Raw genomic sequence first — 24,640 nt, forward strand, 5'->3', positions numbered from 1 at the left:
ATGGATTATAGAAACAAAAAAGCACGGAGGCTATCCGTGCTTTATTATAATGTAAGCTGTAATTATTGAGCTAAAAGCTCTTTTACTTTAGCTTTAAGTTCTTCGCCTCTTAGGTTTTTAGCAACAATTTTACCTGAAGCATCAAGTATGAAAGTTGCAGGGATACCGTTTACACCATATTCTTTAGCGATAGGATCTTCCCAACCTTTAAGGTGAGAAATGTGCTGCCATGTAAGTTTATCTGCAGCTATAGCATCTTTCCATTTTGCAGCGTCCTGATCAAGAGAAACACCTATAATATTAAGGCCTTTACCGTGAAGTTCGTTGTACATAGCCACTACGTTAGGGTTTTCCTGACGGCATGGTCCGCACCATGAAGCCCAAAAGTCGATAATGGTAACTTTACCCATAGCTTCCTTAAGAGAAAGAGTTTTTCCGTCTGGTGTTGCAGCAGAAAAATCAGGAGCCATTGTACCTTCGGCAACTTTAGCCTGGGCAGCTTCCATTTCAGCCATTTTAGTTAGGTGCTCACCAATTTTTTTACCAAGCTCTGTTTCTTTAACTTCAGGAGAAAGCTTGTTGTATAACGCCTGAATATCTGCAGCTTTTTTGTCCTGATCATTAAATAGAGGAGGGAAAGCTTTGATGGTAACAAGAGCGTTAGGATTTTCTTCTATGAAAGCAACATATTTCTTGTTGTTTTCTTTGCTCATGTTTTGGTAATCCTTAATGATTTTGTTTTGAGTAACAGTATCGTTTTCAGCTTTAGCTTTGTTAAATAATTCCATGTTTTTTTCCTGGAAAGCTTTGTCACCTCTGCCTGCCTCCATAGCAAGTTTAGTGTATTTTGCCTGAGCGTCGTTGTTAAGCGTACCTGAAACAACAGAGTTGAACAGGGTATCTTTATTAACTTCTACAGCTATGTGTCCTTCTTCTGTATAAACAAAAACAGCACCATCCTGATCTTTACCTTCAATAAAGATAAGACGCTCTTTTGGTGTTTCAGAAATTCCTTTAAATGTGAATTTACCATTTTCAACCACAGCTGTATCAAGGGCTGTCATTGGGCTCATAGGATTTTCAGACTGTTCTTTAAGGAAAACCTGCTTACCGTTAAAGGCAGGGTCTATAGTACCAGAGATTTCGTACTCGTTTTCTTTAAGCTTGTTGCACGATACGGCTAAGGCAGCAGTAAGAGCAAATACAAGGAATTTTTTCATTATGTTTTCCGATTTAGATTTAAGCTGCTAAATTATCTAAAATTAAGAACTATATAGCAGTGTTAACAATTATTTTATTTTTATGAATTACTGCACGAAGTCTGGCCTGTAACTACCGGTACATTTGTGTTTTTAATACCGCCAAAACCTTTCTCCACATTAATCATATTATGGTAGCCTCTTGCTTTCAAAATTGATGCCATGATTACCGAGCGGTAACCACCTGCACAATGCAGGTAATAATCACCATCTTTAGGAACTTCGGCTAGTTGTTCGTTTACAAAATCAAGCGGAATGTTAAGCGCATCGGCTACGTGACCGCCGCTGTACTCACCCGGCTTTCTTGAGTCTACTACAGTTATAGGGTTTTTAGCAAAACCTTCTGCAAACTCTTCCGGTGAAATAGAACGGATGCTTTCCGTTTCAAAGCCTGCTGCTGTCCATGCATCAATACCTCCTTTAAGATAACCTAAGGTGTTATCAAAACCTACACGGGCAAGCCTTGTTACGGTTTCTTCCTCTTTACCTTCGGGAGTTACTAAAAGAATAGGCTGGTTTACATCGCGGATAAGCGCACCTACCCAAGGGGCAAAACCACCATGAAGGCCTATAAATATAGAATTAGGGATGTGTTGTTTTACAAAGTCGTTTTCATGTCTTACGTCAAGCACTATAGCACCCGTACTGTTTGCCGTAGCTTCCAGTTCCTGAGCCGTTAATGGCTTAACGCCTTTTTCAAGAACAGTATCAAGGCTCTCATACCCCTTAATGTTCATTAATACATTTTGAGGGAAATAGGCTGGGGGAGCACCAAGTCCGTCAAGAAGCTCGGCAGTAAATTCCTCCTTAGTCATATCTGCCCTTAAGGCATAGTTTGTTTTCTTTTGGTTACCCAGTGTATCGGTAGTTTCTTTGCTCATGTTCTTTCCGCATGCGCTTCCCGCACCGTGGCTAGGGTAAACAGTAATATCATCCGGAAGGACCATTATTTTGTTGCGAAGAGAATCGTACAGGTGAGAGGCAAGAACCTCTTGAGTAAGTTCACTTGTTAGTGCCTGTGCAAGATCGGGTCTTCCCACATCACCAATAAACAATGTATCTCCGGTTATAATACCGTGGATACTGTTGTTTTCGTCTATTAACAGATAGCAGGTGCTTTCTAAAGTATGCCCGGGAGTGTGGATAGCCCTAATGGTATAATTACCCACTTTAAACTCCTGATTGTCGGTTGCTATAACGGCATCAAATTCGGGTGCGGCAGTAGGGCCGTACACAATTTGTGCACCTGTTTTTTTAGCAAGATCCAGGTGTCCCGAAACGAAATCGGCATGGAAATGGGTTTCAAAAATGTATTTGATTTTAGCATTGTCTTTTGCCGCCTTGTCTATATAGGGCTGCACTTCCCTTAGCGGATCAAAAATAGCTGCTTCCCCGTTGCTTTCAAGATAGTAGGCTGCCTGTGCAATACAGCCTGTATATATTTGTTCTATTTTCATATCAGTAGTTTGATTAAAATCCGAAAAATTCTTTTGAGAAGATAAAGCAGGCCATAACCAGTATAAATATACCAAAACCTTTTTTAAGCTGCTTCTCGTTTACATACCTGTGCAGGTAAGTGCCCACAAATATACCAAAAATGGAAATGGCAGTAAAGGATAAAAGAAACTGCCAGTCAATTACAGTATTGTGCAGGTCGCCCATAAAGCCTGTAATTGAGTTTATAGCAATGATTAGCAGAGAAGTACCTACTGCCTTTTTCATGCTTAGATTGCCGAAAAATACCAGCATGGGTATTATTAAAAATCCGCCTCCGGCACCTACAAGCCCCATGGTAATACCTGTTAGTATAATGTAGGGTAATATGTAGATATAGCTTGTATTATTATTTTGAGCAGCAGTCTCGATGGCCTTATTTTTTTTAAAAAGCATGGAAAGCGCTGCCAACAGCATTATTATGGCAAAAACTACCATAATAAACGTACCTTTGCTTAGTGTAAAGCTTTGTGTTTCAATAAGGTTTTGAGGAATTGCAGGTACAATATACCTGCGGGTGCAATATACTGTTATAAAAGACGGAACGGCTATAAAAAGCCCCTGTTTTACGGCTACATTACCTTTAAGGTAGTTTTGAACTCCGCCAAAGGCCGATGTGGTACCAACAATAAAAAGGGAATAGCCTGTGGCTGCAACCGGGTTAATGCCCATTACGTATACTAATAAGGGGACTGTAAGTATAGATCCCCCGCCACCCATAAGTCCTAAAACAAGGCCTATGGCACAGGCGCCGGCATAAGCTGTTAAAAGTTCCATTTTTTTAGTTAGGTGGGGTAAATATATATGAAATAAGCGAGAACTATTTATAACTTAATTAATTAAAAAATCATGGCATTATAGCATGTTGATAATTAAAGAGTTACAAAAAGCTCAAGTTTGGTATATTTTATGATATAGATATTTTTAAGGTTTAAAAAAAGGTACAAATTGAAGCAATCACAATTTTAGGTTTTATTTTTTGTAAAATTATTAATCAAACCGTTTTGCGTATTGGTAATTCATATATATTTGTATGCCTTTTTTAGGTAATATGTTATAAAAACACACGTTGTAAAAATTTTGTTATGGCAACAACACAAGAGCCCCGTCGCGTGGGCATGTATGAAAATGTAAAGAACCAGTTTGAAAAAGCTGCGGCCGTAATGGGACTGGATGAAAGCGTTAAAAAAATCCTTTCTATTACAAATAATGAAATCGTTGTTCACTTTCCTGTAAAAATGGACAATGGTCAGGTTGAAGTTTTTACAGGCTACAGGGTACAGCATAACAATGCGTTAGGCCCTTACAAAGGTGGTTTAAGATATCACCCTACTGTAGATATTGATGCTGCAAGAGCACTTGCTACATGGATGACATGGAAAACATCTCTTGCCGGACTTCCTTACGGAGGTGGTAAAGGTGGTATTCAGTTAGATCCAAAACTATACTCTCAGGGAGAACTTGAAAGAATTACAAGACGTTTTACTTATGCACTTGGTGATAACATAGGCCCTGAGCACGATATTCCTGCTCCGGACGTTAATACTAACGCACAAATGATGGCTTGGATTGCAGATACTTATATGTCTACAAAATCGCCAAGTGAGCGTTCTAAAAACCAACACGTTGTTACCGGTAAACCGGTAGGATCAGGAGGTCTTGAAGGCCGTGACCGTGCAACAGGTTTTGGTGTGGTTGTTACACTGGAGTCGTGGGCTAAACTTAACGGTACTTCTCTTGAAGGTAAGAGATATATCGTTCAGGGGTTTGGTAACGTAGGTTACTGGGCTGCACACTTTATGCATAAAAACGGTGCTATACTAATAGGTGTTCAGGATGCTACAGGTACTATTTATAACCCTGAAGGTATAGATCCTGAAGCTTTATTAAGATACCAAAGTGATAACGCTACCATTACAGGTTATAAAGGTACACAGGATTACCCGTCTGAAGATTTCTTCGGTATTGACTGTGATATCATTATCCCTGCTGCTCTGGGTAACCAGATTACCGAAGAGAATGCAAATACTATTAAAGCTAAAGTGGTTGCAGAAGGTGCTAACGGGCCAATTGATACAGAAGGTGAAGCTATACTTTTAGCTAACGGTGTACAAATGATTCCGGATATCCTTTGTAACTCAGGAGGTGTAATAGGCAGTTACTTTGAGTGGCTTCAAAACCGTAACGGTGAGATATGGACTATGGACGATGTTATCGTGAAGCTTAGAAAGAAACTTGAAGATGCTTTCAATAAAGTAATCAATACTTCAGTTCAGTATAAAACCGACTGGAGAACGGCTGCTTACATACAGGCACTTACCCGTATAGAAATGGCATATAAACAAAGAGGTATTTTCCCTTAATGTTTTTATCATAACTAAAATAAACTCAAAAAGCAGCCTTTTGGCTGCTTTTATTTTTATAAGACTATTTAGATGATAGATGATAGACTTTAGATAGGGTTTAGCGTTTAGTTTTAGATAATTAGGTGTGAGTAAGTTTCCCTCTTGAGAGGGGTAGGGGTGTGTCTTTTTTAATATGAATTTTTAGATGTCTCTCTGCGGTCGACATGACAGTACTGTTTGTCATTGCGAGGCACGAAGCAATCTATTATTTACTTCTTCTTTTGTCTTGACACAAAAGAACCAAAAAGTCAAGTCTATGACTCCTTAAGCTAAAAATTACTGCACTTGGCTAAAGCATCCGAACTCGCTGCTCTCAAACAGCGGATGCTTCTTAACGCCTCGCTTGTAATTTTTTTAATTCTACGGAGCCTAATGCCGAAGCTTCACTCGATTGTCACGAAGCAGTATTGTCATTGCTAGGCATGAAGCAGGGATTGAGTAAGTTCCCCTCTTGAGAGGGGTAGGGGTGTGTCTTTTTTAATATGAATTTTTAGATGTCTCCCTGTGGTCGACATGACATTAGTGTTTATCATTGCGAGGTACAAAGTAATCTTAAAAAATTAGGTATATATTCAAATTGTATTACTCAATCAATTTTCATTCCATGTTCAGGATCATAATTATCCTCAGTAAGTCTATATAAAAACACACGTAAACTGTCTCTTTTCATCAACATTTGTATCTCGTTTTCATTATATGAAAGAACTTTAAAAGTGTCTCCTATAATTAAATTATTAATTTCTTTGTCATAACTCCATTTTTTGGAATCCGGCATTTCTTCTATCCTTAAATATTCATAATTGCTGGGAAGATCAAAAACTCTATATATTCCATTCCTGTCAAACACATAATACGATAAATTTTTTTCTCCTTCTTTTATACTGTCCTTTCTAAAAAGCCATTTCTTATCAGTAAGTAGTCTTTCGAAATCTGATCTCGAACTACACGAACAGATTCCCATTAATAAAATGAACAGTATATACTTAAAGTTTAAGATTTTCATATTTTTTGTGGTAAGGTTAAAATTCATGTTCTTTTGTCTTAATGCAAGATAATGAAAAAGTTAGTCTTGTATAATGGAGATGTCTCCCTGCGGTCGACATGACAGTATTGTTTGTTATTGCGAACTTTAGGAGGAATCTCAATTCAAGATAACAAAAAAGCAGCCCTAAAGCTGCTTTTTTGTTTTATGTGTTTAAGAGTTATCCTCCCATATATTCGTCGTCTCCGCCACCGTTTTGTCTTTCTTCCTTCATGCGTTGCTGCTTGTTCATATTAAAGCGGTAAGTGAAGGAAAGGGTAACCTGTCTTTGTCTCCACTGCCATTCACTGTATGATGAAACAGTTGGCAGGTTAGTGTAGCCTTTTCTCTTGTTAGAGTTAAAGATATCGCTAACGTTAAGTGTAACAGTAGCTTTTTCTTTAAGCACATCTTTACTTAATGCTGTGTTGAAATGCATTATGCCAAGGTTACGGCCCTGTGCCGTGTTTTGAGGAGCATTGTAAGTACCGTTTATCTGCCAGTCAATTTTCCATGGCAGGTTCATTTTACTGCTTGCTCTTGTAAACCAGCTGTAGGCAGTATTGTCAAAGTTTTGGTAGTCTGTAATAACCTCTCCGTCAGTGTTAGTGTAGGTCCATGAGTAGTCGCCATCGGTTTCAACCCTAAAGAAGTTAAAGTTGGCATTAAGTTTCCACCATCTAAACGGATTATAGTTTGCCGTTAGCTCAAAACCAAATCGGTATTCTTTAGCAAGGTTAATAGGCGATACATAAGTAACCGGAGTTTCTCCCGGTAGAGCATCTTCAGTCCTTCTTACAAACTGGAAAGAGTCGTTTGTTATATTAAAGTAAGCCGAAGAGCTTAAAGTAACCTTATCCCATTTTTTAAGGTAGCCTATATCAAATGCATCAGTCATAGACGGATTTAAGTCCGGGTTACCCTGAAATATATTAATGTTACTCTGTAAGCTTGAGAAAGGGTTTATAAAACGACCTCTTGGCCTGTTAATCCTGCGGCTGTAGCTTATGTTTGCGCTCGTTCCTTCTGAGAACTCATAAGTAAGGAAAGCACTTGGGAAAAAGTTATTGTATTTTTTCTTATTGAAATCGTCAGCACTTAAAAGGTTTACATCAATATTAGAGTCTTCCCAACGAAGCCCAAGAAGGTAAGAGAATTTCTCTCCGAATTTAGAACCATATTGTGCATAGAAAGCGTTTACATATTCGTTATACTCCAGCATGCTGCTAAAGTTAGCGTTAGGCTGCCATACACCGGCATCATCAAGTATTTCGGCACGGGCATCGGTATTCATTTGGGTAAAGCTACCGCGGTAACCTGCTTCAAAACGGCTTTCTTCGCCTAAAGGCAATACATAATCGGCCTGTACAAGTGTGCGTTTTTCCTCTTCATGATTCAGGGTTCTTTCAGTAGAGCTGTCATCCGGATTTGTACTGCCTAAAATCATATCACTAATTTGTGAGTTCTCATCATCAGTACTTCTGGAAATGGTAGCATCTACTTTAAGTTCGTGTCCGTCGCCGTTAAACTTCTTAAGGAAGCTTGTGGTGTAGTTAAAGTTTCTGTCTTCCTCGTCTTCAAGGTTGTAACGGTAACGTGTGTTGTTAAAAGTACCGTCGGCAAAATAGTTGTAATAGTACGTATCGGTAGGGTTGTCTCCATTACTGTTTCTTGCAGAAACCGAGTTTGTCCAGCTGAAAGTAGTATCAATATCCCACTCAAAGCCTACTGTTGCGTTATAGCCTTTACGTTTTCTTTCGTTTGTTCTGCGCTCGTTAATAAAGCTGGTAGTGTTTCCGTCTCCGTCAAAATATTCAGAATCGGTCATGCTGTTACCAGGGCTGTTCCTGTAGTTATAGCCAAGGTTAGTGAAGAAATTGAATTTCTCTGTCCTGAAGTTAAGGTTACCCATAATACCGTGGTTGGCAGGGTCACCGGTATTTGCAGTTACCGAACCGTTAAAGCCCTGAGCTTTACCTTTTTTAAGGATGATGTTGATAATACCACCACCACCTTCGGCATCATAACGGGCAGAAGGGTTAGTAATAACCTCAATCTTATCTACAGAGTCGGCCGGAAGCACCCTAAGTACATCGGCTAGGTTAGCACCATATAGGTTAGATGGCTTACCGTCTATCATAATTGTAACGCTTTCGTTACCTCTCAGGCTTACGTTACCTTCAACGTCTACGGTTACCGATGGTACATTGTCAAGCACGTCGCTTATTGTACCACCCTTAACGATCATGTCCTGACCTACGTTGTATACTTTTTTATCAAGCTTGATGTCTACGGTAGAGCGTTCGGCCCTAATTTCAACTGTTTTAAGCAGTGTGGCATCTGGAGCCATAATTACAGAACCCAAATCGGTATCTGCTGTAATTGTCTTATTGCTTATAACCTGAGATTTAAAGGATATAAAGTCAAATTTTATATTGTAAGTACCTGCCGGAACCTGAACGCTGTATGATCCCTTTTCGTTGGTCATGGCACCGTTTACGGTATTGTTATCGGTAGTTTGTATTGTTACGGTAGCAAATTCTAAAGGCTGCTTGGTTTCCTGGTCTATAAGTTTACCGCTTATGGTAACATTGCCGGGTTTACCTTGAGAAAATGAAATAAATGAGGTTAATAGTAATAGAATTAATAATGCGGATTGTATTTTTTTCATGAAGATGATACTTTTATTGCGGGTTTGACTACAAAAAACGTCCCAGGTTTAATGGCAGGTGCAATAAAAAAATGTTAAAGTTTTTAAATGATTTCTTTGATTCTCTCAGCAGGGCGTGCCACTACAGCCTTTTCTCCGTTTACCACAATAGGGCGCTCTATAAGGGCAGGGTGCTCCAGCATGGCTTCAATCACCTCATCATCAGTAAGTTGCTTTCCTTTATAGTTTTCTGTCCAAACTTTTTCTTTGGTTCTTACAAGCTCCAGAGGAGTTATATTAAGCTTTTTTATAATTGAGGTAAGTTCGTTTTTGGTAAGAGGTTCGTTTAAATATTTTACGGTAGTAAACGGTTTTCCTTCCATTTCTAACAGCTGCAGGCCTTCTCTGGATTTACTGCATCTGGGGTTATGGTATATAGTAATCATGGTTGATGAATTTTTTTGCAAAGAACGGCATTATAATTTTAAAATTGAATTAACTTAGGGCAAACAAATTTTAAACTCTCAATTTCACCACATGTTTATAGAACAGGCTCATCGCAAGGATTTTAATTTTGCACTGTATTTACCTATACCAATAGTTTTTTTAGTGATGATGGTGCTTAATTATGCCGCTATAAAGTTTTTAAATATAAATACCGAGGAGCTGTTGCGCCAGGAAGTAGCAAGAAAAGGAGCCAATAGGGTGTTTTTTGATCTTATCGCGCCACTTGCCGTTGGTCTTATTCTGTTGTTACTATATGTAAAGTTTATTCATAAACAAACTATACGCAGCCTTACTACCGCCAGAAAAAAGGTTGACTGGAAACGTATTTTCTTTGCTTTCGGAATATGGTCGGCATTTACAATGGCAGTGACTTTGTTTGATTACTATTCTCATCCCGAAAATTATGTATGGAATTTTAAACCGGTTCCTTTTGCCATACTTGCAGCTTTGTCAATAGTACTAATACCTATGCAAACCAGTTTTGAGGAATACCTTTTTAGGGGATACCTTATGCAGGGCATTGGGGTACAAACAAGAAGCAGGCTGGCGGCATTGCTTACCACATCCATAATATTCGGACTTATGCATATCGCTAATCCTGAAGTGGATAAAATGGGCTATATAATCATGATCTATTATATAGGAACGGGGCTGTTTTTAGGAATAATTACATTAATGGACGAGGGTATGGAACTGGCATTGGGGTTTCATGCTGCCAATAACCTTATAACAGCATTACTGGTAACTTCTGACTGGACTGCGTTTCAAACCCATTCTGTATTAAAAGAAGTATCTGAACCTGCTATGGGATTGAGCGTTGTGTTACCTGTTTTTATCATTTTCCCGATTCTTTTATTTATCTTTAGTAAGAAATATAACTGGCACAACTGGAAAGAAAAACTGACCGGTAAACTTGAACTACCAGCCAACGATAGTATTAACCAAATATCCTCCCCACATGAGTAACCCAGACTATCACTTTGTACACAGCGGCTTTAAACTTAATGGCTTTCATCTAAATGAAGATGACCTTTGCCGCACTGCTTACATTTACATTAAAGAAGGTGAACCGCACGAAAAAGCGGTAGGCGAATTTTTATTAGACTGGTTTGACCACCGAGACTTTATAGAAATGCAAACATCGGGTACTACGGGACTGCCTAAAATGATAAGGGTAGAGAAACAGGCCATGGTTAACTCGGCATTGGCAACTGGTGAATTTTTTGACCTTGACGAAGGTATTAAAGTACTGCACTGCCTGCCTACACAGTTTGTAGCGGGTAAAATGATGCTGGTACGTGCCTTTATATTAGGATGGGATATGGATATGATTGCTCCGGTGTCACATCCGTTAGAGAGGCTGGACACCGTGTACGATTTTAGTGCTATGGTACCGCTGCAGGCTCAAAACAGCCTTATGCAGTTAAAGCAGGTTAAAAAACTCATACTGGGCGGTGCTAAAGTAAGCCAGGCACTTAGTAACCAACTGAAAGGTATGCCAACCAAAATTTATGAGACCTACGGCATGACCGAAACCATTACGCATATTGCAGCCAAACCGATAGGAGATGAGGCATTTACCGTATTGCCTAATGTGGAGATAAGTCAGGATGAAAGACATTGTCTTGTAATAGATCCTTATATTATTTGCGACGAGCCCGTTGTTACTAACGATGTGGTAGAGATTGTAAGCGATACACAGTTTATATGGTTAGGGCGTTATGACAACGTGATTAACAGTGGCGGTGTTAAGCTGTACCCTGAACAGATTGAAGAAAAACTATCTGAATATATAAACAGGCGTTACTTTGTAAAAGGGATGCCTGACGAAACCCTTGGCGAAAAACTGGTACTTGTTATAGAAGGCGAGCCTTACGCCCTGGAAGACGATGTGTTTAAAAGGTTAGGCAAGTTCGAAAAACCAAAAGAGATACTGTTTGTACCTAAGTTTGCCGAAACCGTTAGTGGTAAGGTAATACGCGATAAATCGTTACAGGAGGTTTAATAACAGATATAAATACATTTAAAAAAATCCCCATTAAGGGGATTTTTTACTTCTTATCCACTTTAATATAAAACTCAGTTACTTTAGGCTTTATATCGTTAATAGATTTTGTTTCCACTTTTAGGGTCTGCCATTTGTCGGTACCCTGTAAGCGTATTTCCTTATCGTTTATATCTACAGCAACAGGCATAGCGAAAGAAGGTTCATCGACTTTCCAGCGGTATTGCAGTTTGTTGCCGTCAAGCTTCAGTTCAAGTTCCGGAATGTTCCTGTAGCGCAGGTATTGGTTAAATACAGGCTGAAGGTCTATACCACTTTCCTTACTAAAGAAATCAATTACCGTTTGCCCGTCTATTACCTGTTTTTTATAGGTTTCGGAATATTTAAGCAGCATTGCCCACCATTTGGCATCGTCGTTTACGATATGCCTGATAGTGTTTAGCATAAGCGCACCCTTAAAGTACATATCGCCCGATCCTTCCTTATTTACACCAAAAACACCTATTACGGGTTTATCGTTCATAACGCTCATACGCTGGCCGTATACATATTTCATCGCCTGGTCGTAGCCGTGAAGGCATTCCAGATACACGGTTTCGCTATAAGTGGTAAAGCTTTCATGAATCCACATATCGGCAATATCCTTAGAGGTAATGCTATTACCAAACCATTCGTGTCCTGTTTCATGGATTATAATGTAATCAAACAATAATCCCACACCTGTGAAGGAAAGGTCTCCGCCACGATAGCCCATGCGGTAACCGTTACCATAGGCCACAGCACTTTGATGTTCCATACCCAGATACGGAGTTTCAACAAGTTTGTAACCGTCTTCCTTAAATGGATATTCGCCAAACTTTGTCTGAAAACATTCCATCATAGGTTTAACCTGTTCAAACTGTTTTTTGGCTTTTTCTTCGTTGTACTTCAATACATAATAATCCAGGTCCAGTCCGTCAAGATTGTCGTGTATATGGGCATAATCGGCAATGTTTACCGTGATGTCGTAGTTATTGATAGGATTTTTAACCTCCCAGTCCCAGCGGGTGTAGCCATTTTTAAGGTCCTCGCTGCCTGTAAAACGCCCGTTGGAAACATTCATAAGTCCGTTAGGTACTGCCACTTTTATGGTTGCGCCATTATCGGGCTCGTCACTTTGGTGGTCTTTTACCGGATACCAAAGGCTGGCACCCGTACCCTGAACCGCAACGCCTATCCACGGTTTACCTGTTTTATCTTTAGTGAAAACAAAACCGCCATCCCAAGGGGCATTTGCCGCTACTTTAGGCTTACCGGAATAATTGAATCGCAGTTTTTGCTCACTGCCTTTTTTAAGCGGGGCAGGGAAGCTGATAAAAACAGCATCGTTATCGCGTTTGTATTGTAAAGTTTGCCCATTGAGAACAATACTTTCAATCTTCATGTTCTCAAAAAGGTCAAGCTGTATCCTGTCGGTATCATCGGTTACCTTAAAAGTAATGTCGTTGTAGCCGTTTATATACCTTTTGTCAGGGTCTATGGTTATGTTAAGGTCATAACGTTGTACATCAAAGCTGGTACGCTCATGACGAAGCCCGCCCTGAAGGCTGTCCCTGCGGGTATAGTTTTGTGCATTAAGACTGTTAATACCCAATACGGCTAACGCAATTATTAAGGTGTTTTTCATGATAAACAGTTTTATAAACTATTAGTCATGAAATGTAAGAAATTGTTACCAATAAAAAAACAGGAAAACCATTAAGCCATATGTTGGTTTACCGCTTCGGGGTGCAGTACAGGCAATGGTATAATGTTATCTCCGTTAACAGCGCAGGCTACCTTGTTAAGATAATCAAGATCTATGCGAAGTTTCATTTCTTCCAGTTCCTTTTTGTTTATTTTCTTGAAGTTTTCAAGCAAAAACTCTTTCATGGCATCAAAAAGCACCAGTGAAAGCTGTATGTGCAGGTCGCCTGAATTTTTAATGCTTTCGCCCATAGATATAAGCACAGGATAAATTCTTGCGTTATCACTGTCACAAACAAAAGGAGGGAGGGAGGTTATGTAAAGGCCGTCTTCTATAACGGTAATGCTAACCTGAACGATGGTGTTAAGTTTTGCATTAACGGCAATGCCTTTACGGGTTAAAAGCTCGGCAACAAAATAGTACTCAAGGTAATTTGTTACTTTGTCTATCGCTACAACGTTTTTAAGTTCGTCGTCGCAGCTAACATTCATAATTAGCTTTTTCATAAAGATAAGGTTTGGTTGGTAATAACAGTATATACGAACGACGTTTACTGTTGGTTTTAAAAATTCTGATTTTTTTTTCAGATTATTTTAAAACTGCAGTAACAATAGTGATCTCGCGATCTATATACTCTACATTATTACTCAAAACCTGCTCAGTATCCTCTATGGTATCGAGTATTTTAAAACCTGTATCTTTTAATAATTTTTCTACATCGGCAGCTTCATACATGGTGAATCCATACTTAGCAAACGGAATTTTTATCATAGTGCTTTTGGGGATAAAACCTATAGATACTGTACCTCCCGGCTGCATAACTCGGGCTATTTCGGCAGCATAAGCCTGAGGGGCTTTCCAAAAATAAATGGTGTTAACTGTAAATGCTTTTTTAAAGAATTCTGTTTCAAAGGGCAGGGTGTCGCCATTTGTAAGTATAAAAGAGGCATTAACCTGACTGGCGTTAAGTTTTTGTGCCTGATGAATCATTGTTTCCGAAATATCGGCTCCGTAATAAAGAGTATCGGCAGTTTTAGTAACAGAACTTACATGAGCTCCGTTGCCGGGGCCAATTTCTAAAACGGTGTCTCCTTCTTTAATATGAAGTGAGTCTATAACCTTATTGATAAGGTTACCGTTTGTAAAGTTCATCATTTCAGCCACTTCCAAACCTGTTTTTCCTTCAGGATGGCTTAACTGGCGGGCCAGTTCCTGTAGCTGATTTTCAGTTAGTTTCATGATGGGGGTTTTTTAGCTTAGTTTCCAATAAATTTAGCAAAAAAAAAACGGCTTTAAAAGAGCCGGTTTGATAAATATTCAGGATTAATTACTGATCTGATTTGTATAAAAACAATAGCGCCTTATCAAAGCGATTGCGCCATGCTTTTTCATTGTGCTCTTCTCCTTCAAATACCTGAGAAAGGTAATTGTCGTTTTGGGCATAACCACTTCTTTCCATAATTGCATCAACCTGCTGCTGATGGTCTTCATAATACTGGTCTAAAGAGGCAGTACCCAAGTCAAAATAGAATCGGTGTGATTTAGGAGCGGGCACATGCATTTCCATATATTTTCTTATAGCTTCGGCAGGGTTAGTGTCGTTATTATCAAAAAATACAGGCCAGTGTGTAGAAAGGCCTGCTGCCTTACTAAATACCTCAGGATATTCAAAAGCGGCATACATAGATATAAGTCCGCCCATAGAACTTCCGCATATAGCAGTGTTTTTGGCATCCTTTAAAGTCCTGAAATGAGAATCTATATAAGGTTTTAGTTCTGCTACAATAAACTTAAGGTATTCGTCCCCTAAAAATTGTTTTTTATTTGAGCCGTCTTTTTGTGCAAGCTCCATAACCTGTTTTTTCTCACTATCGGTAAGATACTGAGCTGCATTCTCCGGGAAATACTCTAAAAACCTGTCGGGAGTATTCCATATGGCAACTATAATAACCGGACCTATCTTATCCTGCTTTATCAAATCGAGTGCAGTACGCCCGGCCTGCCATGAAGTGTTATCCGTAGCTGTCTCGTCGTTAAGTACATTTTGTCCGTCCTGCATGTATAGTACAGGGTAGCTCATGTTCTTATCGGTTTCATAGTTTGGCGGAAGCCAGACATCTACCTGTCTTGCATCTACATATTCTGACTCAAAGTGTTCTAACGTACGTACATCCTGAGCATTGGCTACAGGAGTAAGTGCTAAAAAGCATAAAGCAGCTTTTATAAGAGATCGTTTCATAATTTTTGTTTAGGGTTGAGACGTAAATATAAAAATTATACCTGTATCACGCCAAGATTAAACGGTTTTTCTATAGGAGCGTGGTTAGCAGCTTCTATACCCATAGATATCCATGTACGGGTTTCAAGAGGGTCTATAATAGCATCTGTCCATATTCTTGAAGCGGCATAGTAAGGAGATACCTGAGCATCATACTTTGCCTTGATCTTGTTAAACATTTCCTCTTCTTTCTCCGGAGTAATTTCTTCTCCTCTTGCTTTTAGCGAAGAAGCCTCAATTTGCAGTAATACCTTAGCTGCCTGAGTCCCCCCCATAACGGCAAGCTCAGCACTTGGCCAGGCAAAAATAAGACGAGGGTCATATGCCTTACCGCACATTGCATAGTTACCGGCACCATAAGAGTTACCCACAACTACAGTAAACTTAGGCACAACCGAGTTACTCACGGCATTTACCATTTTAGCCCCGTCTTTAATTATACCGCCATGCTCACTCTTAGAACCTACCATAAAGCCTGTAACATCCTGAAGGAATACAAGCGGTATTTTCTTTTGGTTACAGTTGGCAATAAACCTTGTGGCCTTATCGGCACTGTCTGAATAGATAACACCACCAAACTGCATTTCACCTTTTTTAGACTTAACCACTTTACGCTGGTTGGCCACAATACCTACAGCCCAGCCATCTATACGGGCATAGCCTGTAATGATGGTTTGTCCATAGCCGGCTTTGTATTCTTCAAACTCGCTGTTGTCTACAAGCCTTTTTATAATTTCCATCATGTCATACTGCTCAGAACGTTGCTTAGGCAGTATACCGTATATCTCGTTAGGGTCAAGAGCAGGCTTTTGAGGTTGTGTACGGCTGTATCCTGCCTTTTCAAAATCGCCTATCTTGTCTACTATGTTTCTTATAGTGTTTAGGGCATCCTTATCGTCTTTTGCCTTATAATCGGTAACACCTGATATTTCGCAGTGTGTAGTAGCCCCACCCAGTGTTTCGTTATCAATGTTTTCGCCTATGGCAGCCTTAACAAGGTAGCTTCCCGCAAGGAAAATACTTCCTGTTTTGTCTACAATAAGGGCTTCGTCGCTCATAATAGGCAGGTAGGCACCACCGGCAACACAACTACCCATAACGGCAGCAATTTGTGTAATACCCATGCTGCTCATAACCGCATTGTTACGGAAGATGCGCCCAAAGTGTTCCTTATCAGGGAAAATCTCATCCTGCATTGGCAGGTAAACACCCGCGCTGTCTACAAGATAAATAATAGGAAGTTTGTTCTCTATGGCTATTTCCTGGGCACGCAGGTTTTTCTTTCCGGTAATAGGGAACCACGCTCCGGCTTTTACGGTAGCATCATTAGCAACCACTATACATTGTTTTCCGCTAACATAGCCAATTTTTACAACCACACCCCCAGAAGGGCAACCGCCGTGTACGGCATACATCCCGTCTCCGGCAAAGGCGCCTATTTCTATGCTCTCGGTATTTTTATCTAAAAGGTAATCTATACGTTCGCGTGCGGTCATTTTGCCTTCGCCGTGAAGTTTGGCAATTCTTTTTTCTCCGCCGCCAAGCTTTACTTTAGCCAGCTTTTGTTTCAGTTGGGAAAGTAGGAGCTTGTTGTGGTCTTCATTCTTATTGAAGTTAATATCCATGGAACTTATGTCTTTTTTTGTGATAGTTGTAATTTAAGTGCTGCTAAAATACGAAAACGTTTGATATTAGCAGTGAAAACAGCTAATGTGTTACAAATTTTTAAAAGTTAATCAATAAAAAAAGGACAACCTTTAAAGCTGTCCTTTTTTTATTGATTAACCTAAACTATATTTTATAAACCAAAGAAGTTTAGTAAGTCTGTTTTAATGGCTTCATTAACGGTAGCTGCAAGCATAACCGAAATAATAAGGCCTATAGCAGCAAAAGAGAAGTCTTTACCAATCATCTTAAGTGCTTTGTTCTTGTGTTTTTTACCTTTTTTAAGACGGGCAAGGTTAATGGCTATTTCGCGTCCGCCAATTAAACCAAGGAAAACCCATGTTGTACTCATTGGTACAGTACTTATAAATAACTTATAGATAAGGATAAGTGCATACGAAAGGTCTATAAGGGTAGCAGCTCTAACATCGCTAACACGTGATTTTTCGCTAACTACTTTCTGAATCCTGTCACCACGCAGGTAGAATAATATACCTAAACCTAAGAAGATAACAACACAGAAAATAATAAACTGTGTAACGTCAAGCCTTCTTGGAAGGAATACCGCAACGTTTGCACCATCCTGCATTACCCATACCGACCAAAGGATACCACTCACAATCCATTGCGCTACCATCCATGAAGGGTGAATTTTACGGCCTTTAAATTTCCTGCGTATGTAGTTGTAACCAAAGAACCATATAAGTACAGATAGTACAAAAGCAATTACATAACCTGATAAACTCTTTGTTATCATAGAAGTGATACCGCTTGAGCTTGAACTGAATACGCTTAGCATAAGGAATGTGGTAGATACCGGCATTCTTAACCTTGTAAGTATTAGCAGTACCAGCGGAGCCATAAGCATAAAGAACGAGAAGTTCTCAGGGTGCGGGTACTTACTTACATCTTCGGCATCAATAAGCCTTCCGTAAGTAACGTCTCCGTTTAACGTAAACCAGCTAATTGCAATGGTTACTAAAAATATGGCACCAATGTAAAGCCACAGTACATACCATTTGCGGTGCTTGTTACTTTCAATAAAAGTACCTAAAGACTGGATACTGTCGTTAGAAACAGTTGCATAGGCAGCTGTTAGGAAGCCAATCCACATGGCAATTTGCGGCTGGTTGTAAAACAGCGCACTAAATATGAAAATGCAGAAGATAATGATTAGGAAAATCTTTTCGTTAGAAAATCTCTCAATTAAACTTAATGGAGGAATCGACTTTTTTTTGTATTTCATTTTCATACTTAGGGGTAGTTTTAAAAATCGTTGCAAAAGTACTTACTTAAAAAAGCTGCCTGCGATGTCTAGTTTTAAGTTATTGTTAATTAATCAATAATTAAAAATTAAATTTGAAGTTAACTATTTTTTAATTCATTCTCAGTAGTTTATTTGCATCTTCCCAAAAATTATTTTCCTGATTTTTAAAATAATGCAAAAAGGAAGGCTAGCTTCTTCAATATTTTAATAACACTCGGTTGATTATAACTTAACGATTTCTTAACATTAGTTAGGTACATTTGCCGCAAAATATTATTCATGTCAATAAACAGTATCTTCCAGTTTCTTGTTCCGAAGGATAAGAAATTTTTCCCGCTATTTGAACAGGCAACACAAAACCTTGTGCATCTTGCTGAAACACTGCACGAAGCGGTTAACGCCCCTAAGAACAAAAGGGACGAATACTTTACTAAAGTAGAAGAGTTAGAAGGCATAATTGAAGGGATAGCCCACAGGACTAACCTTGAACTAAGCAAAAACTTTATCACACCTTTTGACAGGGAAGATATATATTCGCTTATTACTGCAATTGATGATGTGGCCGACTATATGTATGGTGCAGCAAGCAGAATGAGACTGTATCAGGTAGAGAAGATTACTAAGTCTATAAGAAAGATGACCGAAATTAACCTTGAAGCATGCCAGCTTATACAGGGTGCGGTTGCCGACCTGAAGGACATGAAAAACCTTAAAGGTATTGCTGATGCCTGCAAGAAGATAAACAAGCTTGAAAATAAATCTGACAGCGTTTTTGATAAGGCAGTTGCCGATATTTTTGAAAACGAAACAGATGCTATAAATGTAATTAAATACAAAGAGGTTCTTGCTGCGCTGGAGTCGGCAGCAGATAAATGTAAGGGTGTGGCGAACGTTTTAGAGTCTATCGCTGTAAAACATTCATAAAACGCAAACCCCTAACTGATTTACCATGACGCTACTTATTATAATCATATTTTTAGCATTAATATTTGATTACATTAACGGTTTTCACGATGCGGCAAACTCCATTGCCACTATCGTTGCTACTAAGGTATTAACGCCTTTTCAGGCGGTACTATGGGCAGCCTTCTTTAACTTCCTGGCTTACTTTATCTCAAAATACTGGATAGGGGAGTTTAAAATTGGTAATACCATTGCAAAAACAGTTAGCGAAGATTTTATTACACTGGAGGTTATACTTGCCGGACTTATAGCAGCCATAACATGGAACCTGCTTACCTGGAAACTGGGTATACCATCGTCATCTTCACACACGCTAATAGGTGGTTTTATGGGTGCTGCATTGGCACATGCTTTTACTATACCGGGAGCCGATATAAGCACTGTAGTTAACTATGCTAAGGTTATACCTATTATACTGTTTATTTTTATGGCTCCGCTATTAGGTATGGTGGTAGCCTATTTCTTAACGATACTCATACTCAATATATGTAGAAAAGCAAACCCTTCTAAAGCCGATAAATGGTTTAGGAGGTTACAGCTGGTATCGTCAGCATTGTTTAGCCTTGGGCATGGTGCTAACGATGCACAAAAGGTTATGGGTATTATAGGTGCTGCGGTAATTTACTTTCAGGTTAACATAAAGCATGATGCAGCTTACATGGCTGTAGAAAACAAGTTTGCGTATTTTGTAGACCACTGGAGCTGGGTGCCGCTTGCGAGTTTTATTATGATAGGTTTAGGTACCATGAGTGGCGGTTGGAAAATCGTTAAAACAATGGGATCTAAAATTACTAAAGTAAACTCATTAGAGGGAGTTGCTGCCGAGACTGCAGGTGCTATCACACTATATACTACCGAGCATTTTGGTATTCCGGTTTCTACTACACACACAATTACAGGTTCTATTATAGGTGTGGGTGTAACAAAAAGGGTATCGGCTGTAAGATGGGGAGTAACCATTAGCCTTCTTTGGGCTTGGATATTAACCATACCGGTATCGGCTATACTTGCTGCTATAATTTACTATGTAGTGAGTATTTTCTAAAGGATAGTTTTATAATTATAATATTTTTTGAAAAGCATATATCTGTAAAGGGTATATGCTTTTTTTTATTTTTGAAGTAAAATTAAATGCCTTACATGAAAACAGTATTATTGATAGAATATTTTGACAGAGAAACTGAACTTTTTGTTGGTGAAATAGATATATCAAAATATGACTTAAAAAAAATTAATAGTATTTGTCCTCCCTTGACAGCGAAGGATTATCCAATATATCCGGAAGAGGGAGATGATAAATACATTAATGGGTATGATTTTAACGAGAAGGAATTTAATGAACTGAAGGAGTATATTCATGAGTTGAAAAACATGGATCTTTCAAAATATGTCTATAGTATAGGAACTTTTCAGGATAAGTGAAGTGATGTATTCCAGAAGTACTGATTAGTAAATTTTTAAACTTATAAATAGTAAAAAGCCCGTAGTTAATCACCAACCTACGGGCTTTTCGGTTTAAGAATATAGATATTGAATTATAATGCAGGATACCTATCCAAAATATTCCTGCAGGTCTTCTTTTTCATATTTAAGCGGAAGTGAAACAATAAAGGAAGATCCTTTATCCTTTCCGGCACTTTTTGCCTCAATAGTGCCATGGTGCAGCTCTACAAACGATTTGGTGATAGATAATCCCAGTCCGTTTGAGTTTTCTTTGCCTGTTGGCTTAGAGCTTAATTTTGCAAACTTAGTGTACAGCTTGCTTATATCTGCAGGGCTTAATCCCTGTCCTTCATCCTGAACTTCTATACGGATAAAATTATCCTCTAGTGTTGCAATTATCCTTATGGTAGTGCCTGCATAAGAATATTTTAGTGCATTACTAACCAGATTGTGTAAAATATCTCCAATTTTAACCTTGTCGGCATATATTTTTGGCAGCTTAGGATCGTGCTCAAGCTGTATGGCCTGGTTTTTCCTGTTTGCCAGTAATTCAAAACTTATAAGCAGCTTATTGAAAATCTCATTTAAGTCTACTTCTTCAATATTTAATGTAAGCCTGTGTTCGTCTTCTTCGGCTTGTTTTAGCAGGTCACTAAGTTTAGACTGAATACGCAGCACACATGCTTTTATCATGCCGCTCATCCTTTCCACCTTTGTGGTGTCTTTGGTTAAAATCTCATTGGCAAGCTTAATTGATGCCAGAGGGTTTTTAATTTCGTGCAGCGCAATATTCATAAGGTCTATTTGCGACTCTATACTTTTGCGGTAGCGCATGCGGCTTTCCAGCTTATTCACTATTATTTTAGACAGTGTTTTAAGCATGTCAAGCTGAGAATCGGTAACCTCACGCGGAACAGTATCTACAACACAAACGGTACCTACTGTATAACCCTCAGGAGATTTTAACGGCGCCCCCGCATAAAAACGAATTCCGTCTTCACCTGCAACATATGGGCTTTCCATTAAATCGGGAGATGTATGGGTGTCATTAAATACCGTAACATTATCCTCAAGTATGGCAAGCGAGCATAGGCTGTCCCTACGGTCTATAATATTATTACGAAGAAGGCTCAGGTTCGACTTTAAAAACACCCTGTCTTCGTCCACAAACGATATAAACGCACTGGTCGTATTAAAAATTTGTGCTGCCAGCAATGCAATCTTGTCAAACGCCTCTTCACTATGAGTATCAAGAATCCTGTACTCATAAAGTTTTTCCAACCTTTGTGCGTCGTTTAACGGGATTATGGATGTTGGTCTTGTATAAATCATTTTGCCTCCTAAAAAGAGTTTTTTGTGTGGGGATAAACTCCTTTTTCTACTTCTTTCTTCTTCGAAGGTAAGTTTAAATTTCGTACAAATAAAACTTTAGCGAAATGTTATAACGGATAGCGTAGTAAAGTATAAACTTATGGTAAAAAAGGTTCATTTTCTACCTCATAAATGAGAGGAAGCGATACAAAAAAGCTGGTTCCCATTTCTTTTCCGGGGCTTGTAGCATAGATATCTCCATGATGCATTTCCACCATGGTTTTGCATATGGAAAGCCCCAGTCCGTTTGAGGTTTCCTTGCCGGTAGGTTTTGCGCTGAGCTTTGCAAATTTGGTAAAAAGTTTGCTTAGATCATCTTCATTAAGTCCTTGTCCGTTATCACGGAATTCTATTTCAACCGTGTCTTTTTCTCGTTTTACCGAGATGTTAATTTCTGAGTCGTAGTAAGAATATTTTAACGCATTACTTAACAGATTGTGGAAAACATCGGTAATCTTTTTTCTGTCGATATAAACAGGGGGGATGCCACTGCCGTAATGCAGGAAAATGGTTTGTCTTTTTTTGTTTGCCTGTAGCTGAAAACTTTCCAGAAGGGAATCGAATATCTCCCTTAAATTGGTTTCCTCAATGCTTAGTTTTTGCTGAACTTCTTCCTCTTCACTATGTTTAAGCAGATCAGACAGTTTGGTTTGTATACGGATAACGCTTTCCCTAACCATCTGGTGCATAGTATCACATCGGGTAGGGTCTTTTTTTATTACGTCGTTAGCCAGTTTAATAGAAGCCAGCGGATTTTTTATCTCATGAAGCGTAATGTTCATCAGTTCGTTTTGTGCCTTTAGCAGATTTTTATAGCGCAGGCGAAGTTCAAGCTTATTAACAACTAAATCGGCAAGGTTTTTAAGCATTTCCTGTTTTTTGGCGCTAACTTTTGCTGTACGGGGTTTTTTGTCGGCCACACAAACGGTTCCTAACAAATAACCTTCGGGGCTGCGAAGCGGCGCTCCTACATAAAAGCGCACACCGTTTTTCTTTTTTACCAGCAGACTGTCTTTTACATTTTCGTTTTCCAGTGCATCATAAATAATGGTGCAATCCTCACCCATAATAGCCATACCGCAAAGCGATTTTTCACGCGGAACCACATTGCCTTCAAACGGGCTCACATTTGCTTTAATAAACACCCTGTCTTCATCTACAAAAGTGACAAAGGCATAAGGGGTCTTAAATATTTTTGAAGCTAAGTGAGCAATCTTGTCAAAAGTATCCTCGGGGTGGGTATCAAGTATTTGATACTCATACAGCTTTTGCAACCTGAGGCTGTCATTTTCGGGTATAAAAAAGTCAGCTATATGATTCATTGTGGGAGGATTTATTGGTTATACAACGTTAAACAGTTGTAAAAAAGAACACCCTAAATTACAATAAATTTTGTAAACCTATTGTAAGAAAGGGTGTTAATTTTGAAGTTTACAGATAAATCCTGCTATTCGTCGCCTTTTTGTCCCATCATCATAAGATAGGCTTTAAGGAACTCATCTATGTTACCGTTCATCACGCCATCTACATCACTGGTTTCATATCCGCTACGCACATCTTTAACCAGTTTATAAGGGTGCATCACGTAATTACGTATTTGAGAACCCCACTCGATTTTCATCTTGTTGGCCTCAATTTCATCACGAACAGCCTGACGTTTTTTAAGCTCAATTTCATAAAGCTGCGATTTTAACAATTGCATAGCTTTTGTTTTATTATCAAGCTGCGAACGCGTCTCTGAGTTTTCAATGATAATTCCGGTAGGGTGGTGGCGAAGTCGTACTGCGGTTTCCACCTTGTTTACGTTTTGTCCTCCCGCACCACTGGAACGCATTGTTTCCCAGGAGATATCTGCCGGGCTTATATCAATTTCGATAGTGTCATCTGCCAGCGGGTATACATATACCGATGCAAACGAGGTATGCCTTTTGGCATTACTGTCAAACGGAGAAATACGCACAAGCCTGTGTACGCCGTTTTCACCTTTCAGGTATCCAAAGGAATATTCGCCCTCAAATTCAAGGGTAACGGTTTTTACACCGGCAACCTCACCTTCCTGGAAGTTAAGTTCGCGCACTTTGTAGCCTTCTTTTTCGCCCCACATAATATACATACGCATAAGCATAGATGCCCAGTCGCAGCTTTCGGTACCACCGGCACCGGCTGTAATCTGTAGTACCGCACTAAGGGAATCTCCCTCGTCGCTAAGCATGTTTTTAAACTCAAGGTTTTCTATGTGGCTTGTAGTAAGCTGGTACTGCTCCTCCAGTTCTTCCTCGGTAGCGTCACCTTCTTTAAAAAACTCGTAAATCACCTGTAGCTCTTCGGCCATTGCCATACCTTTTTCATAATCTTCTACCCACTTCTTTTTAGAGCGCAGGTTTCTTACAACAATTTCGGCTTCTTTGGCGTTGTTCCAAAAGTCGGGTGCAAAGGTTTTTTCTTCTTCGTTGGTAATCTCAATCAGTTTCCTGTCGATGTCAAAGATACCTCCTCAGCGCACCAAGGCGCTCCATAATACCTTTAATTTGTTCGGTATTTGTCATAAATAAATGTAGTTTTGTATTGCAAAAATAAGCTATACTT

21 protein-coding genes are annotated in these 24,640 nt (G+C 39.2%); 6 read left to right on the forward strand and 15 right to left on the reverse strand.

What is annotated here, in order from left to right:
* Positions 1–62 precede the first annotated feature (62 nt).
* The 3 genes from NU09_RS10815 to NU09_RS10825 form a co-directional block, all read right to left on the reverse strand.
* A complete protein-coding gene (locus tag NU09_RS10815; protein WP_129751308.1) occupies positions 63–1,220 on the reverse strand; it encodes a TlpA disulfide reductase family protein in 1,158 nt (385 codons plus the stop codon).
* A gap of 80 nt (positions 1,221–1,300) precedes the next feature.
* Positions 1,301–2,716: an MBL fold metallo-hydrolase gene (locus NU09_RS10820; RefSeq protein WP_129751309.1), complete on the reverse strand. Its 1,416-nt coding sequence runs from the start codon at positions 2,714–2,716 to the stop codon at positions 1,301–1,303.
* 13 nt (positions 2,717–2,729) lie between these two features.
* Positions 2,730–3,530 carry a sulfite exporter TauE/SafE family protein gene (locus NU09_RS10825; RefSeq protein WP_129751310.1) on the reverse strand — a complete coding sequence of 267 codons (801 nt, stop codon included), beginning with the start codon at positions 3,528–3,530 and terminating at the stop codon, positions 2,730–2,732.
* A gap of 308 nt (positions 3,531–3,838) precedes the next feature.
* Between NU09_RS10825 and NU09_RS10830 the strand changes: the two genes are divergently transcribed.
* A complete protein-coding gene (locus NU09_RS10830) occupies positions 3,839–5,116 on the forward strand; it encodes a Glu/Leu/Phe/Val family dehydrogenase (RefSeq protein ID WP_129751311.1) in 1,278 nt (425 codons plus the stop codon).
* Positions 5,117–5,744: 628 nt separating this feature from the next.
* On the opposite strand, the gene NU09_RS10835 is transcribed toward NU09_RS10830, so the two are convergent.
* The 3 genes from NU09_RS10835 to arsC form a co-directional block, all read right to left on the reverse strand.
* Positions 5,745–6,161 (reverse strand): hypothetical protein, encoded by a 417-nt coding sequence (locus tag NU09_RS10835; RefSeq protein ID WP_129751312.1) that lies wholly within the window; start codon positions 6,159–6,161, stop codon positions 5,745–5,747.
* A gap of 199 nt (positions 6,162–6,360) precedes the next feature.
* Positions 6,361–8,850: an outer membrane beta-barrel family protein gene (locus tag NU09_RS10840; RefSeq protein WP_129751313.1), complete on the reverse strand. Its 2,490-nt coding sequence runs from the start codon at positions 8,848–8,850 to the stop codon at positions 6,361–6,363.
* A gap of 83 nt (positions 8,851–8,933) precedes the next feature.
* On the reverse strand, positions 8,934–9,275 hold the full coding sequence (gene arsC, locus NU09_RS10845) for an arsenate reductase (glutaredoxin) (protein WP_129751314.1): 342 nt from the start codon (positions 9,273–9,275) through the stop codon (positions 8,934–8,936).
* Between the two features lie 91 nt (positions 9,276–9,366).
* Here arsC and NU09_RS10850 point away from each other — a divergent pair, with 91 nt between their 5' ends.
* Both NU09_RS10850 and NU09_RS10855 read left to right on the forward strand, forming a co-directional pair.
* Complete coding sequence (locus NU09_RS10850) at positions 9,367–10,302, forward strand: CPBP family intramembrane glutamic endopeptidase (protein WP_129751315.1); 936 nt, start codon at positions 9,367–9,369, stop codon at positions 10,300–10,302.
* A complete protein-coding gene (locus tag NU09_RS10855; protein WP_129751316.1) occupies positions 10,295–11,341 on the forward strand; it encodes an AMP-binding protein in 1,047 nt (348 codons plus the stop codon). The genes NU09_RS10850 and NU09_RS10855 overlap by 8 nt, the downstream gene beginning before the upstream one ends.
* Positions 11,342–11,387: 46 nt before the next feature.
* On the opposite strand, the gene NU09_RS10860 is transcribed toward NU09_RS10855, so the two are convergent.
* From NU09_RS10860 to NU09_RS10885, 6 genes are all read right to left on the reverse strand, one after another.
* Positions 11,388–13,007, reverse strand: coding sequence for a M1 family metallopeptidase (locus NU09_RS10860; RefSeq protein ID WP_129751317.1), 1,620 nt, complete (start codon positions 13,005–13,007; stop codon positions 11,388–11,390).
* A gap of 71 nt (positions 13,008–13,078) precedes the next feature.
* Positions 13,079–13,573 (reverse strand): hypothetical protein, encoded by a 495-nt coding sequence (locus NU09_RS10865; RefSeq protein ID WP_129751318.1) that lies wholly within the window; start codon positions 13,571–13,573, stop codon positions 13,079–13,081.
* Between the two features lie 82 nt (positions 13,574–13,655).
* Entirely contained in the window at positions 13,656–14,306 is a 651-nt protein-coding gene (locus NU09_RS10870; protein WP_129751319.1) for a class I SAM-dependent methyltransferase, read from the reverse strand.
* A gap of 88 nt (positions 14,307–14,394) precedes the next feature.
* Positions 14,395–15,306: an alpha/beta hydrolase gene (locus NU09_RS10875; protein ID WP_129751320.1), complete on the reverse strand. Its 912-nt coding sequence runs from the start codon at positions 15,304–15,306 to the stop codon at positions 14,395–14,397.
* 35 nt (positions 15,307–15,341) lie between these two features.
* Entirely contained in the window at positions 15,342–16,970 is a 1,629-nt protein-coding gene (locus tag NU09_RS10880) for an acyl-CoA carboxylase subunit beta (RefSeq protein WP_129751321.1), read from the reverse strand.
* Positions 16,971–17,143: 173 nt separating this feature from the next.
* Entirely contained in the window at positions 17,144–18,256 is a 1,113-nt protein-coding gene (locus tag NU09_RS10885) for a hypothetical protein (protein WP_242501861.1), read from the reverse strand.
* Positions 18,257–18,556: 300 nt separating this feature from the next.
* Here NU09_RS10885 and NU09_RS10890 point away from each other — a divergent pair, with 300 nt between their 5' ends.
* The 3 genes from NU09_RS10890 to NU09_RS10900 all read left to right on the forward strand — a co-directional run bounded on the left by NU09_RS10890 (position 18,557) and on the right by NU09_RS10900 (position 20,662).
* Positions 18,557–19,201 carry a DUF47 domain-containing protein gene (locus NU09_RS10890; protein ID WP_129751323.1) on the forward strand — a complete coding sequence of 215 codons (645 nt, stop codon included), beginning with the start codon at positions 18,557–18,559 and terminating at the stop codon, positions 19,199–19,201.
* A gap of 25 nt (positions 19,202–19,226) precedes the next feature.
* Positions 19,227–20,285 carry an inorganic phosphate transporter gene (locus NU09_RS10895; protein ID WP_129751324.1) on the forward strand — a complete coding sequence of 353 codons (1,059 nt, stop codon included), beginning with the start codon at positions 19,227–19,229 and terminating at the stop codon, positions 20,283–20,285.
* Between the two features lie 95 nt (positions 20,286–20,380).
* On the forward strand, positions 20,381–20,662 hold the full coding sequence (locus NU09_RS10900; RefSeq protein WP_129751325.1) for a hypothetical protein: 282 nt from the start codon (positions 20,381–20,383) through the stop codon (positions 20,660–20,662).
* 129 nt (positions 20,663–20,791) lie between these two features.
* On the opposite strand, the gene NU09_RS10905 is transcribed toward NU09_RS10900, so the two are convergent.
* The 3 genes from NU09_RS10905 to prfB all read right to left on the reverse strand — a co-directional run bounded on the left by NU09_RS10905 (position 20,792) and on the right by prfB (position 24,600).
* On the reverse strand, positions 20,792–22,015 hold the full coding sequence (locus tag NU09_RS10905; protein WP_129751326.1) for a GAF domain-containing sensor histidine kinase: 1,224 nt from the start codon (positions 22,013–22,015) through the stop codon (positions 20,792–20,794).
* A gap of 137 nt (positions 22,016–22,152) precedes the next feature.
* Positions 22,153–23,376, reverse strand: a complete 1,224-nt coding sequence (locus NU09_RS10910) for a GAF domain-containing sensor histidine kinase (protein WP_129751327.1) — start codon at positions 23,374–23,376, stop codon at positions 22,153–22,155.
* Positions 23,377–23,501: 125 nt separating this feature from the next.
* A protein-coding gene (prfB, locus tag NU09_RS10915) for a peptide chain release factor 2 (protein WP_129751328.1) occupies positions 23,502–24,600 on the reverse strand; the annotation gives its coding sequence in 2 pieces (ribosomal slippage) (positions 23,502–24,536 and positions 24,538–24,600; 1,098 coding nt in all).
* Positions 24,601–24,640: the final 40 nt, after the last annotated feature.

It is taken from the genome of Flavobacterium beibuense (assembly GCF_004151245.1).
In the GTDB taxonomy this organism is placed as follows: Bacteria; Bacteroidota; Bacteroidia; order Flavobacteriales; family Flavobacteriaceae; genus Flavobacterium; species Flavobacterium beibuense_A.

Coding starts and splice junctions, on each gene's coding strand:
- NU09_RS10815 (WP_129751308.1), bottom strand. CDS start 1,220: ATGAAAAAATTCCTTGTATTTGCTCTTACTGCTGCCTTAGCCGTATCG.
- NU09_RS10820 (WP_129751309.1), bottom strand. CDS start 2,716: ATGAAAATAGAACAAATATATACAGGCTGTATTGCACAGGCAGCCTAC.
- NU09_RS10825 (WP_129751310.1), bottom strand. CDS start 3,530: ATGGAACTTTTAACAGCTTATGCCGGCGCCTGTGCCATAGGCCTTGTT.
- NU09_RS10830 (WP_129751311.1), top strand. CDS start 3,839: ATGGCAACAACACAAGAGCCCCGTCGCGTGGGCATGTATGAAAATGTA.
- NU09_RS10835 (WP_129751312.1), bottom strand. CDS start 6,161: ATGAAAATCTTAAACTTTAAGTATATACTGTTCATTTTATTAATGGGA.
- NU09_RS10840 (WP_129751313.1), bottom strand. CDS start 8,850: ATGAAAAAAATACAATCCGCATTATTAATTCTATTACTATTAACCTCA.
- arsC (WP_129751314.1), bottom strand. CDS start 9,275: ATGATTACTATATACCATAACCCCAGATGCAGTAAATCCAGAGAAGGC.
- NU09_RS10850 (WP_129751315.1), top strand. CDS start 9,367: ATGTTTATAGAACAGGCTCATCGCAAGGATTTTAATTTTGCACTGTAT.
- NU09_RS10855 (WP_129751316.1), top strand. CDS start 10,295: ATGAGTAACCCAGACTATCACTTTGTACACAGCGGCTTTAAACTTAAT.
- NU09_RS10860 (WP_129751317.1), bottom strand. CDS start 13,007: ATGAAAAACACCTTAATAATTGCGTTAGCCGTATTGGGTATTAACAGT.
- NU09_RS10865 (WP_129751318.1), bottom strand. CDS start 13,573: ATGAAAAAGCTAATTATGAATGTTAGCTGCGACGACGAACTTAAAAAC.
- NU09_RS10870 (WP_129751319.1), bottom strand. CDS start 14,306: ATGAAACTAACTGAAAATCAGCTACAGGAACTGGCCCGCCAGTTAAGC.
- NU09_RS10875 (WP_129751320.1), bottom strand. CDS start 15,306: ATGAAACGATCTCTTATAAAAGCTGCTTTATGCTTTTTAGCACTTACT.
- NU09_RS10880 (WP_129751321.1), bottom strand. CDS start 16,970: ATGGATATTAACTTCAATAAGAATGAAGACCACAACAAGCTCCTACTT.
- NU09_RS10885 (WP_242501861.1), bottom strand. CDS start 18,256: ATGAAATACAAAAAAAAGTCGATTCCTCCATTAAGTTTAATTGAGAGA.
- NU09_RS10890 (WP_129751323.1), top strand. CDS start 18,557: ATGTCAATAAACAGTATCTTCCAGTTTCTTGTTCCGAAGGATAAGAAA.
- NU09_RS10895 (WP_129751324.1), top strand. CDS start 19,227: ATGACGCTACTTATTATAATCATATTTTTAGCATTAATATTTGATTAC.
- NU09_RS10900 (WP_129751325.1), top strand. CDS start 20,381: ATGAAAACAGTATTATTGATAGAATATTTTGACAGAGAAACTGAACTT.
- NU09_RS10905 (WP_129751326.1), bottom strand. CDS start 22,015: ATGATTTATACAAGACCAACATCCATAATCCCGTTAAACGACGCACAA.
- NU09_RS10910 (WP_129751327.1), bottom strand. CDS start 23,376: ATGAATCATATAGCTGACTTTTTTATACCCGAAAATGACAGCCTCAGG.